Source organism: Streptomyces sp. 1222.5 (assembly GCF_900105245.1).
In the GTDB taxonomy this organism is placed as follows: domain Bacteria; phylum Actinomycetota; class Actinomycetes; order Streptomycetales; family Streptomycetaceae; genus Streptomyces; species Streptomyces albidocamelliae.
This window is the reverse complement of the sequence record NZ_FNSZ01000001.1, coordinates 4,693,332-4,705,000: the sequence shown is the minus strand read 5'-3', so window position 1 is coordinate 4,705,000 and position 11,669 is coordinate 4,693,332. Positions and strand designations below refer to the sequence as shown.

At 74.3% G+C, this 11,669-nt stretch carries 7 protein-coding genes (1 of these 7 only partly in view); 3 read left to right on the top strand and 4 right to left on the bottom strand.

Annotated elements, in window-relative coordinates; genetic code table 11:
* On the bottom strand, positions 1-227 hold the beginning of the coding sequence (locus BLW57_RS21130; protein ID WP_093476539.1) for a MarR family winged helix-turn-helix transcriptional regulator. 322 nt of this gene lie to the left of the window's left edge; only the first 227 of its 549 coding nucleotides appear in the window; it begins with the start codon at positions 225-227; its stop codon lies beyond the left edge, outside the window.
* Positions 228-361: 134 nt separating this feature from the next.
* Between BLW57_RS21130 and BLW57_RS21125 the strand changes: the two genes are divergently transcribed.
* Positions 362-1,618 (top strand): MFS transporter, encoded by a 1,257-nt coding sequence (locus BLW57_RS21125; protein WP_176985956.1) that lies wholly within the window; start codon positions 362-364, stop codon positions 1,616-1,618.
* 72 nt (positions 1,619-1,690) lie between these two features.
* Here BLW57_RS21125 and BLW57_RS21120 read toward each other — a convergent pair whose 3' ends face one another.
* Both BLW57_RS21120 and BLW57_RS21115 read right to left on the bottom strand, forming a co-directional pair.
* The gene (locus BLW57_RS21120; protein WP_093476536.1) at positions 1,691-3,337 is read right to left on the bottom strand and encodes an ATP-binding SpoIIE family protein phosphatase; all 1,647 of its coding nucleotides are present in this window, start codon (positions 3,335-3,337) and stop codon (positions 1,691-1,693) included.
* 134 nt (positions 3,338-3,471) lie between these two features.
* Complete coding sequence (locus BLW57_RS21115; protein ID WP_093476535.1) at positions 3,472-4,848, bottom strand: NAD(P)/FAD-dependent oxidoreductase; 1,377 nt, start codon at positions 4,846-4,848, stop codon at positions 3,472-3,474.
* Positions 4,849-5,225: 377 nt separating this feature from the next.
* On the opposite strand from BLW57_RS21115, the gene BLW57_RS21110 reads away from it, so the two are divergent.
* A complete protein-coding gene (locus BLW57_RS21110) occupies positions 5,226-6,014 on the top strand; it encodes a TetR/AcrR family transcriptional regulator (RefSeq protein ID WP_093476533.1) in 789 nt (262 codons plus the stop codon).
* 304 nt (positions 6,015-6,318) lie between these two features.
* Positions 6,319-8,238 carry a sigma-70 family RNA polymerase sigma factor gene (locus tag BLW57_RS21105; RefSeq protein ID WP_093476531.1) on the top strand — a complete coding sequence of 640 codons (1,920 nt, stop codon included), beginning with the start codon at positions 6,319-6,321 and terminating at the stop codon, positions 8,236-8,238.
* 3 nt (positions 8,239-8,241) lie between these two features.
* On the opposite strand, the gene BLW57_RS21100 is transcribed toward BLW57_RS21105, so the two are convergent.
* Entirely contained in the window at positions 8,242-11,574 is a 3,333-nt protein-coding gene (locus BLW57_RS21100) for an ATP-binding protein (RefSeq protein ID WP_093476529.1), read from the bottom strand.
* Positions 11,575-11,669: the final 95 nt, after the last annotated feature.

Genomic DNA, 11,669 nt, shown 5'->3' with positions numbered 1-11,669 from the left:
CGGTACGGGGCGCCGGAGAGGACCAGTGCCTTGAGGACCTCCCACTCGGCGTTGCTGATGCCGAGGGCGGAGGTCTGGCGGCCGTAGGCGACGTTCATCCGGCGGTTGAGCCTGGACAGCGCCGACACGATCTTCTCGACCTGGGGGTCGAGGTCCTGGAACTCGCGCTGGTAGGCGGCGATCTGTTCTTCGAGTGTCGGCTCAGGGATGCCGGGGGTCTCGGCCATGGCCGCAGTATGACACGCAGCTCCTTTGCCTTGAAGTCCTTCACTGTGTACTCTTTAGCTTCGAACTTTAGCTTTGAAGTCTTCAGGCTTAACTAGTGAGAGAGGTGAACGTGACCAGGGCGATGGGCGCAGCGATGCGCCGGATCCACGTGGGCAACGCACTCAGCGCATTCGGGCTCGGCTTCACGGTCCCCTACCTGTACGTCTATGTGGCGCAGGTGCGGGGCCTGGGGTCGATGACGGCGGGACTCGTGCTCGCCGTCTTCGCCGTGGCCGCGCTGATCGTGCTGCCGTTCGCCGGCCGGGCGATCGTGCGGCGCGGCCCGCTCCCGGTCCTGCTCGCCGCCCTGGTCTCCGCCGCTCTGGGATCGCTGAGCCTCGGCCTCGCGGGCAACGCCACCGCCGTACTGCTGGCCGCCGCGGCGCTGGGTGCCGGTCAGGCCGTGATGCAGCCGGCGCTGGCGACGATGATCGTGGACTGCTCCACGGCGGACACCCGCTCGCGCGCGTTCGCCACGCAGTTCTTCCTGCAGAACCTGGGGCTCGGCGTCGGTGGACTCATCGGCGGTCACCTGGTCGACACCACGCGCGTGTCCTCGTTCACGCTGCTGTTCGCGATAGAGGCGGCGATGTTCCTCGTCCTGGTCGCGGTGATGGCGACCGTGCGGATGCCGCACTCCCCGCGGATGGAGGACGCGCCCGTGCCGTCGGCGAAGGGCGGGTGGAAGCAGCTGCTCGGGAACCGCGCGATGGTGCAGCTGTCCGTCCTGGGCTTCGTGCTGTTCTTCGCCTGCTACGGCCAGTTCGAGTCGGGGCTGAGCGCCTTCGGGGTGGAGGCGGCCGGGATCTCGACGTCCGCGCTGGGTACGGCGCTGGCGGCGAACACGCTGATGATCGTGGTCGCCCAGTTCGCCGTGCTGAAGTTCGTGGAGCGGCGCCGGCGGTCCCGGGTGATCGCCGCGGTCGGGCTGATCTGGGCCGTGGCGTGGGTCGCGGCCGGGTACGCGGGGCTGGGCCACGGCAGCCAGGAGATGGCCACGGCCGCGTTCGTGTCGACGTACGCGCTGTTCGGTCTGGGAGAGGCGATGCTGTCGCCGACGGTCGCCCCGCTGGTCGCCGATCTGGCGCCGGAGGGCATGGCCGGTCAGTACAACTCGGCGTTCGCCCTGGTCAAGCAGCTGGCGCTGGCGGTCGGGCCGGCGGTGGGCGGGCCCATGGGCGCCTCGCTGCACGCGCCGTACATCGTGACCTTCCTGCTGTTCTCGCTGGGGATCACCGCGCTGGCGCTACGGCTGGGACGGCGGCTCACGGACGTGCAGGACCAGCCGTGGCTGCGCACCAGCCGCGTCGTCGCCCGGGGCGGGGCGCCCGCGGAGTCGCTGGCCGCTTAGGCAGTGCACAGGCCATATGCAGGCCGTGCATAGAGGGGCGCGGACCGAGATCGGTTCGCGCCCCTTCGGCGTCTAGCCCTTGGGCAGGACGAACTCGCACCAGACCGCCTTGCCCCCGCCCGGGGTCCGTCTCGATCCCCAGCCGGACGCGATCGTGGCCACGATGGCGATGCCCCTGCCGGACTCGTCGGCCGGTTCCGCCCGGCGGCGCCTCGGGAGGTGGTCGTCGCCGTCGGTGACCTCGATGATCAGACGGCGGTCGGTGCGGCGGAGCCGGAGCCGCATGGGCGGGGTGCCGTGCTGGAGGCTGTTGGCCACCAGCTCGCTGGTGGCGAGGACCCCGAGGTCGTGGAGCTCGACCGGGAAGCGCCAGCTCGTCAGCACGCCGGAGGCGAAGGCACGCGCGCGGGGGGCCGCCTCGACGCCGCCGAGGAGTTCCAGGGCCGCGTTGCGGAAGAGGTCGCTCTCGTGGCCCGTACGAGCCGGGTGCTGGAGGACGAGGACGGCCACGTCGTCGTCGTGGTCGGCGGTGACGCCCGCCGAGCGGACCAGCCGGTCGCAGACGACCTGAGGGGTGCCGGTCGCGCCGGCGAGAGCTCTTTCCAGGGCGGCGATGCCCTCGTCCAGGTCCTCGTCGCGGCGCTCGACGAGGCCGTCCGTGTAGAGGACGGCCGTGGCACCGGGGCCGAGGGCGATGGAGCCGGAGGCGTGCATCCAGCCGCCCGTGCCGAGCGGCGGGCCGGTGGGCTCGTCGGCGCGGGAGACCGAGCCGCTCTCGTCGCGGACGAGGATCGGCAGGTGGCCGGCGGAGGCGTACACCAGGCGGCCCTCGTTGGGGTCGTGGACGGCGTAGACGCAGGTGGCGATCTGGTTGGCGTCGATCTCGGTGGCGAGGCCGTCGAGGAGCTGGAGGATCTCGTGCGGTGGGAGGTCGAGGCGGGCGTAGGCGCGCACGGCCGTGCGGAGCTGGCCCATGACCGCCGCCGCGCGCACCCCGCGGCCCATGACGTCGCCGATGACCAGGGCGGTGCGGCCGCCGCCGAGGGTGATCACGTCGTACCAGTCGCCGCCGACCGCGGCTTCGGTGCCGCCCGGCTGGTACGTGGCGGCGATGCGCAGGTCGTCGGGCTGCTCCAGTTCCTGCGGGAGCAGGGAGCGCTGGAGGGTGACGGCGGTCTCCCGCTGGCGGCGCTCGCTGGCGCGCAGCCGTTCTGCCGCCTCGGCGTGGTCGGTGACGTCGGTGGCGAAGACCAGGACCCCGCTGTCGCGGTCGCCGCCCTCGGTGACGGGGGTGCAGGTGAACGTGTACGAGCGGCCGTCCACCGCCTTGCGGGACTTCAGGGTGCGGGGCTTCCCGCTGCGCAGCACCTGGTCGAGGAGAGGGAGCAGCCCCAGTTCGGCCAGTTCGGGCTGCGCCTCGCGGGCGGGCGCGCCGGTGGGCCGGGTGCCGAAGGCGGTCGCGTAGGCGTCGTTGACGTAGGCGACGCGGTGGTCGGGGCCGTGGAGCAGGGCGACGAGGGCCGGGACGCGGTCGAGGACGTCGCGTGCGGGCAGTTCGTCGACGGCGGGCACCACGGGGGTGTCCTCGGTCGGCTGTTCGGCGCGGGCCGCGGGCACCGAGCCTTCACCCCGCCGGTCCGGGGAGACCGCGGTCTCGGTCCGCGCCGCGGCGCGGCGCTGCGTTCCGGGGAGCCGGGCGCTCCAGCGCGTGAAGTTCACTGTGGGGAAGGCCTCGTGGGTGCTAGGGCGGGCGGGTGGCCCGTCCGACGTCGTAGGGCAGTCTGGCAGGGAGCGGGCCGCGGCGAGCGACATCCGTCAGACGCCGGGGCGGGCCGTGGAGTTCCTGGGTCCGGTCAGGACGACCCCTTCGGGTCGCCGGAGGGACTGTGAGGAGGCTTTCCACCGGCCGCGAGTTCGAACTCCGCTCGCGGATGTTCGAGGGATCCGAGCGAGACGATCTCCCGTTTGAAGAGCCCGGCGAGCGTCCATTCGGCCAGGACGCGGGCCTTGCGGTTGAAGGTGGGCACCCTGCTGAGGTGGTAGACGCGGTGCATGAACCAGGCAGGGTAGCCCTTGAGCCTGCGCCCGTAGACCTGGGCCACACCCTTGTGCAGGCCGAGGGACGCGACGGAGCCGACGTACGCGTGCGCGTACGTCTCCAGGGGTTCGCCGCGCAGGGCGTGGGCGATGTTGTCGCCGAGGACCTTGGCCTGCCGGACGGCGTGCTGGGCGTTGGGGGCGGTCTCGGTGCCGGGTTCGGCCGCGATGACGTCGGGGACGGCCGCCGCGTCGCCCGCCGCCCAGGCGTGCTCCGTGCCGTCGACGGTCAGCTGGGCGGTGCACCTGAGGCGGCCGCGCGCGGTGAGGGGCAGGTCGGTGGCGGCGAGCAGCGGGTGCGGCCTGACGCCGGCGGTCCACACGACCGTGCGGGTCGGGAAGCGCTGGCCGTCGCTGAGCACGGCGACGCGGTCGGCGCAGGACTCCAGGCGGGTCTCCAGCAGCACCTGGATGTTGCGGCGGCGCAGCTGGGTGACGGTGTAGCGGCCCAGCTCGGCGCCGACCTCGGGGAGGATGCGGTCGGTGGCCTCCACGAGGATCCACTTCATGTCCTCGGGGCGGACGTTGTGGTAGTAGCGCGCGGCGTAGCGGGCCATGTCCTCCAGCTCGCCGAGCGCCTCCACGCCCGCGTAGCCCCCGCCGACGAAGACGAACGTCAGGGCGGCGTCGCGGATCGAGGGGTCACGGGTGGAGGAGGCGATGTCCATCTGCTCGATGACGTGGTTGCGCAGCCCGATGGCCTCTTCGACGGTCTTGAAGCCGATGCCGTACTCGGCGAGGCCGGGGACGGGCAGGGTGCGGGCGATCGATCCGGGGGCGAGCACGAGCTCGTCGTAGCCGAGGAGTTCGGCCGCCCTGCCCTCCTCGGCGGTGGCGAGCGTGGTGACGGCCGCGGTGCGCATCCGGTGGTCGATGGAGGTAACTTCGCCGACGACCACATGGCACTGGTCCAGAACGCGGCGCAGCGGTACGACGACATGACGAGGAGAAATCGAACCGGCGGCCGCTTCGGGGAGGAACGGCTGGTACGTCATGTAGGGATCGGGAGTGACGACGGTGATGTCGACCTCGCCCCGCCTGAGCTCGGACTTCAGCTTCCGCTGGAGCCGCAGGGCCGTGTACATCCCGACGTAGCCGCCGCCGACAACCAGAATGCGCGCACGTTCCTTCACCGTCCCATGACGCACCCGGCGCTGTTGTTTGTCCACAGCCCCGGCAAATTGTGTGACCGGCGGCCGGGCGGGCGGGGAGCCGGCCGCCCCGTCGGGGCAGGACGAAAGGGACCAGGTCAGCGGGGACGGACGACAGGGAGCGAAGGTGCGGAATCGGGACGTACATGCCCCGTACTCCGATCGGGGGGCGCACTGTGCGGAACCTGCCCCTTCTGAATTGACTCCCTCTCAACTATGTTCGTGTGTCGACGGAGTGTAGGGAATGTGGTCGAAGGGGTCCGCGACGGGCGGGTCCGGTCGGGACCGACGCCGGTTCCGCGCGCTCCGGCATTCAGGCGGGGAGTCTCCGGGGGGAGACGTCATTACCGGGGGAACACATGCATGTTCAGGACACGCATTGGTCATCTGCAACCGCTGTCGCGCCGCATGGCGGCGCGATGAGCGCGGCGGGCAACGGACGCGCGGACGGGTCGCGCACGGCGCCGCTGCGCGTGGACGCACAGCGCAATCTGGAACACGTGCTGCGTGCGGCGCGTGAGGTGTTCGGCGAGCTGGGCTACGGCGCGCCGATGGAGGACGTGGCGCGGCGCGCGCGGGTCGGTGTCGGCACGGTGTACCGGCGCTTCCCGAGCAAGGACGTGCTGGTCCGGCGGATAGCCGAGGAGGAGACGGCACGCCTGACCGAGCAGGCGCGGACCGCGCTCGGGCAGGAGGACGAGCCGTGGTCGGCGCTGTCCCGGTTCCTGCGGACGTCGGTGGCGTCGGGGGCGGGGCGGCTGCTGCCGCCGCAGGTGCTGCGCGTCGGCTCCACCGGTCCGGCCGACTCCGGTCTGCCGGAGTCGGCAGGTGGTACGGCGGGCTCCGTCGACGCGGCGCGGGTGCCGCAGCAGCGGATCCAGCCCGGGGGCGGTGAACTGCGGCTGGTGACCGACGAGGCCGCGGTGGCCGCCGACGACACCGGGGTCGGAGCGCTGCTCGAGGTCGTCGGGCAGTTGGTGGAGCGGGCGCGGGCGGCGGGTGAACTGCGGACCGACGTGTCCGTGTCCGACGTGCTGCTCGTGATCGCCACGGCGGCACCCTCCCTGCCGGACGCGGCGCAGCAGGCGGCGGCGTCCGCGCGACTGCTGGACATCCTGCTGGAGGGACTGCGGTCCCGGCCGGCGTGACAGCCGCCGGGCACGCGCTCGGGGCGCAGGTCCTGGCCGCACGCCCCGAGTCGCACGCGCCGTTCGCAGCGGCGCCGGGAATCCCGTCCGCCGTCCTCGCCGTCCGCAGCCTTCGCGGTCGGCGCGGGTGGCGGAACGGGTTTCGCGGGGATCGGTAGCTCGTTCGAGTGGGGTTCTCCAGGAGCTGCTGACAAGTCCGCTCGGACGAGTGGATGGGGTGTGACGACGGCCCTCCGGTGGGGGGCCGTGTGTCACTCTGAGCCGGTGACGGGATGGGCTGGGCCGGTGTCGGGGGCTTTCCGCGATGAGCGTTGACGGGTGGGACGGGTCCCGCGGTGACGGTGACGCGGAGACGGCCGGGCTGACCTCCCCCCAGGTGCCGAGTCAGGGCGGCCGTGCCGCGACCTCCGGCGTGCCGGACGACAGGAGCGTGCCGGCCGACGAGAGCGTTCCGGCCCAGCGTGGGGAGAGCGTCCTGCCGCCGCCCCGGGAGGCACCGCCCGCCGACGGTGAGCTGATCGCGCGGATGCGCGGCGGTGACGACTCGGCGTACGAGGAGCTGTACCGCCGGCACGCGGACGCCGTGCGCCGGTACGCGCGGACCTGCTGCCGGGACGGGCACACCGCCGACGACCTCACGGCCGAGGTGTTCGCCCGGATGCTGCAGGCCGTGCGGGCCGGGTCGGGACCCGAACACGCCGTCCGCGCCTATCTGCTGACCTGCGTACGACGGGTCGCCGCGCACTGGACCAGGTCCGCACGGCGCGAGCAACTCGTCGACGACTTCGCCCTCTTCGCCCAGCAGGCCGCCCAGGTCCCCGAGCTGCCGGACGGCACGGCGTCCCTCGGTTCCCTCGGCGCCGACGTCCGCGCGATGCACGACGCCGAGCAGTCCCTGGCGATGCGGGCCTTCCGCTCGCTGCCCGAGCGCTGGCAGGCCGTGCTGTGGCACACGGAGGTCGAGGACGAGTCGCCGAGCGAGGTGGCCGTCCTGTTCGGGCTCGACGCCAACGGCACCCGGGTGCTGGCCAGCCGTGCCCGGGAGGGCCTGAGGCAGGCCTATCTCCAGGCCCACGTCAGCACCACCCTCACCGACGACGAGGAGTGCGCCCGCTACGCCGACCAGCTCGGCACGTACGCCCGCCGGAAGCTGCGCATCCGCGCCGAGCGGGGCCTGCGCAAGCACCTGGAGGAGTGTGCCCGGTGCCGGCTGGCGGCCGCGCAGATCGAGGAGGTCGCGAGCGGTATCCCCGGTGTCGTCCCGGTCGCGGTCATCGGCTGGTTCGGTGCCGCCGGGTACGCCAAGGCCCTGGGGATCGTGGCCGGCGGCGCGGGCGTCGGAGCCGCGGCGGCCGCCGGGTCGTCCGGTGGAGCGGGCGGCGCGGGCGCCGGGGCGGTGGCTTCCGAGGGCCTCGGTGCGCCGGTGAAGGCGGGCATCGCGGCGGGTGTGGTCGCGGTGGCCGCCGCGGCGGTGGCGCTGGCCCTGGTGAACGACGGCCGTCCGGCGAAGGAGGTGGCCGAGCCGTCGCCGCCCCCGCCCGTGATCGGGTCCGGGGCGCCGGCGCCCACGCCCACCCACGCGCCGAAGCCCCCGAGGAGGAATCCGGCACCGGTGCCGGCGGTGCTCGTCCCCGCGCCGACACCGACCCCGACGCCCACCCACGCGAGGGCGCACAAGCCGGCGCCGCGGCCTGCTCCCCCGCGGACGCCGACGCCGGCACCGCCCGCGACACCCACGCCGAGCCCGACCCCCACGCCGCCCCCGACACCCGCTCCCCCGCCGGCGCCCGTCGTCTACGAATTGAGCGATCTGCGCTACGACGTCCTCGGGGACGGCAGCCGGCCGGAGATCGTGCTGCGCGGGAGCAGCTGGGTGTGGCAGCGCCACGGCATGCGGATCGGCGGCGAGCGGTACGCGCGCGGAGCGACCGTCCACGGCCGGTCCTCCGTCACCGTCGCCCTCAACCGCCGGTGCACCGCCTACGACGCGCTGGCCGGTGTGGACGACATGACGCTCGGTCTCGGCAAGGTGTCCTTCTCGGTGTACGCCGACGGGGTCCGGCTGTGGCGGTCGGGCACGGTCGGGGGCCGCGACCGGGCCGTCCCGGTCCATGTGGACCTGACCGGGCGCAGCACCGTCCGGCTCGTCGTGGAGCCGCACCGCGACGTCTTCGACAAGGCCGCGCTGGCGGACTGGGCGGAGTCCCGGTTCACCTGCGGGTAGCCGTCACCCCTGGTCCGGGGCGACCGCGGTCGCCTTCCCGTCCAGCTCGCGCAGCACGTCCGTGACGTCCATGGTCGCGCCGCGGGCGCACTCGGCGGCGAAACGCCCGGCGGTCAGGGCCGCGCGCGCACCGGCGTGCACCCGGGCGGCCTCCCCGCGCTCGGGCTCGGGACGCGGACGGCCGTCGCGCCAGTGGTCGGCGGCCGCGAACAGCCGGAGCGCGCCCGGTAGATCACCGAGCCGGGCCAGCAGACCGGCACCGATGTCCACCAGGCCCGCGGTGATCGACTCGGCGCAGCGCTGGGCCACGGCCTCGCGCAGCGCGTCGGCGACGACCGGCAGTCCGTGTTCCGGGCCCGACTCGGCGGCCGTGACGAGCGCGTCGACGGTCCGCAGGGCGGCCACGAACTGCGGTGGCGGAGTGCCTCCGCAGGTCACTGCGAGGGTCGCCTCGTACAGTTCGCGGGCCTGGCCCGGCAGGCCGTCGTGCAAGGCGATGTGGGCGCGCATCAGCAGCGCGAAGGCGCGGGACTCCGGCACCGCGTACCGGTCGGCCGCCGCACCGGCCTCCTCCAGGGTGGCCAGCGCGGTGTCCCGGTCGCCGGAGCGGTAGGCGATCTCGGCGAGCCGCGCCATCAGGAACGGCGACTCGGCATACGCGCCCACCTCGTAGGCGAGCCGCAGCGCCTCCTCGTACTCGGTGCCGGCCTCGTCGAACCGGCCGCGCGCCATGGCCGCCTCGCCCGCCGCGCTGCACACCTGGGCCCGCATCCAGCGGTCCCCGACGCGCCGGCTGAGGACCCGCAGCTCGGCCAGGTCCTCGTCGACGCCGCGCAGGTTGCCCGGGGAATCGACGGCCACGTGGGCGCGGTACATGAGAGCGACCCCGATCTCCCAGTCGCCGCCGTGCCTGCGGCAGTTGGCCACGGAGGCGGTCATGTCGGGACCCACGTCCGCCGGACCGCCCAGGTAGTAGGAGGTCAGCGGCCAGACGATGCCCGGAAGCCGGGCGGCCTGCGGACCGCCGTGCTCGTAGGCGGCCCGTACGCGCGCGATGTACTCCGCGGCCCGCTCGTCGGTCGCGAGGTTCTCCGCGCTCGACTCCGACGTCAGGAACAGGTCGAGCATGCGCAGGTCCATGCGCAGCTCCCGCAGGGGATGCCCGGACTCGCCCTCGGGGGCGGCGAGGAAGGCGCCGACCGGGTCGGCGGACTCCGCCCGTGCCGTCAGCTCGCTCCCGGACGCCGCCGCGGGCGCGCCGTCCAGGGCCACCCCGAGGCGGAGCACGCCCCGGACCCGGGCGACGGCCTCCTGACGGTAGTTGCGCAGCCACCAGAACCAGCCCATGGACAGGGCGATCGCGCCGGCCTCCGCCTCGTCGCCGGCCCGCGCGGCGCGGTCCAGGGCCGCCCGGATGTTGTCGAGTTCGGTCTCCAGGCGGGAGATCCACGGCAGCTGCTCGGCGGACCGCAGCAGGGGCTCGGCCTCCCGCACCAGCGCCCGCACCCACGCGCGATGCCGGCGCTCGGCCGCGGCCCGCAGACCGGGGACCTCGGCCGCGCGCTCGGTGGCGTACTCGTGGATGGTCTCCAGCATGCGGTAGCGCATACCGGTCGCCGGGCCGTCGTCGGCCGGGCCGTGCGGGGCGGCCACGACCAGGGACTTGTCCACGAGCGCGCCGATCAGGTCCGGCGCCGGGCCGGTGCACACCGCCTCGGCGGCGGCGAGGTCCCAGCCGCCGGCGAACACCGAGACCTCGCGCAGCACCGTGCGCTCCCGCTCGTCCAGCAGCTCCCAGGACCAGTCGACGACGGCGCGCAGGGTCTGCTGGCGGGGCAGGACCGTGCGGCTTCCGGTGGTGAGCAGGCGGAAGCGGTCGTCGAGCCGGTCGGCGATCTGCCGCGGGGTCAGCAGCCTGAGCCGGGCGGCGGCCAGCTCGATGGCGAGCGGCAGCCCGTCGAGACGGCGGCAGATCTCTCCCACGGCGTCGGTGTCGGCGAGCACCGCGTCGGCGTCGGGACGGACGGCCTGCGCGCGCTCGGTGAACAGGCGGTGTGCCTGCTCCGGGACGAGGGGTTCGACCGGGCGCACCGACTCGCCGGGGACCCCCAGGGGTTCGCGGCTGGTGGCGAGGATCGTGAGCCCCGGGCAGTGGGTGAGGAGGGTCTCTGCGAGGGCGGCGGCCGCGCCGATGACGTGCTCGCAGTTGTCGAGGATCAGGAGTCGGCTGCGCGGGGCGCAGTACTCGATCAGCTGGGCCGTGGGGTCGGCCGGTCCGGTCGCCAGGTCGTTGGCGAGCAGCACGGTCTCGCGCAGACCGAGGGCGCTGACCACCGCGCCGGGCACCGCCTCGGGGTGGTCGAGCGGAGCCAGCTCGACCAGCCATGCCTGGGAGAGCCCCGCGGCGGCCTCCTCGGCGAGGCGGGTCTTTCCCGAGCCGCCCGGTCCGGTGAGCGTGACCAGGCGGGCCCTGTGCAAGTCGGAACGAATGGCCGTCAGTTCAGGTTCCCGGCCGACGAAGGAGGTCAGACGGGGGCGGAGGTTGCCGGTGCGCTCCGGGGGCTGGGCGGGCGCGGGCGCCGCGGCCGGCTTCGGCGGGCGGTGGTCCGCTCGCGGATCCGGCTGGTCCAGCAGCGAGGCGTGCAGCGCTTTGAGTTCGGGGCCGGGATCGGTGCCGAGGGCGTCGGCGAGGGTGCGGCGGGCGGACTCGTAGGCCGTGAGGGCGTCGGCCGGGCGGCCCGTGTCGCGCAGGGCCCGGATGAGGAGGGCGTGCAGCGGTTCGTCGTACGGGTGCGCCGTGGTCAGTTCCCGCAGTTCCGGTACGGCGTCCTGGGCGCGGCCGAGGTCGAGGGCAGCGGCGGCGCGGGCGCGGGTCGCCTCCAGGCGCAGGGCCTCCGGGCGGGTGGCGGTGGTGCGGTCGGGGAGGTCGGCGAGGGCGGGGCCGTGCCAGAGCGCGAGGGCACGGGTGAGGGTGCGGTGCGCGGTGGCGGGGTCGCCGTCGGCGAGGGCCTTGGTGCCGGTGTGGGCGAGCCGTTCGAAGACGTGCAGGTCCACGTCCTCCGCGGTCGCCTCCAGCCGGTAGCCGCCGGGGGTGGAGGCGATCGCCCGCCGGCCGAGGGTGCGTCGGAGGCGGCCGACCAGGGCCTGGAGGGCGGCGGGGGCGTCCTGGGGCGGGTCGTCCGCCCAGATCTCGTCGATGAGGGTTTCGGGGGTGGTGGTGCGGCCGGCGCGGAGGGCGAGGGCCGCGAGGAGCGTGCGGAGGCGTCGGCCGCCGACGGGCAGGGGGGTGCCCTGGTCGTCGGTCGCCTGGGTCGGGCCGAGGATTCTGTACCGCACCCGGTCATTGTGGCGGTGCGGTCCGGGGCGGGGCACGGGGGATTCGCCGGCGGGGCCAGTGCGGGGTGCGGTGACCGCGTTCCCGGGGTGCGCGA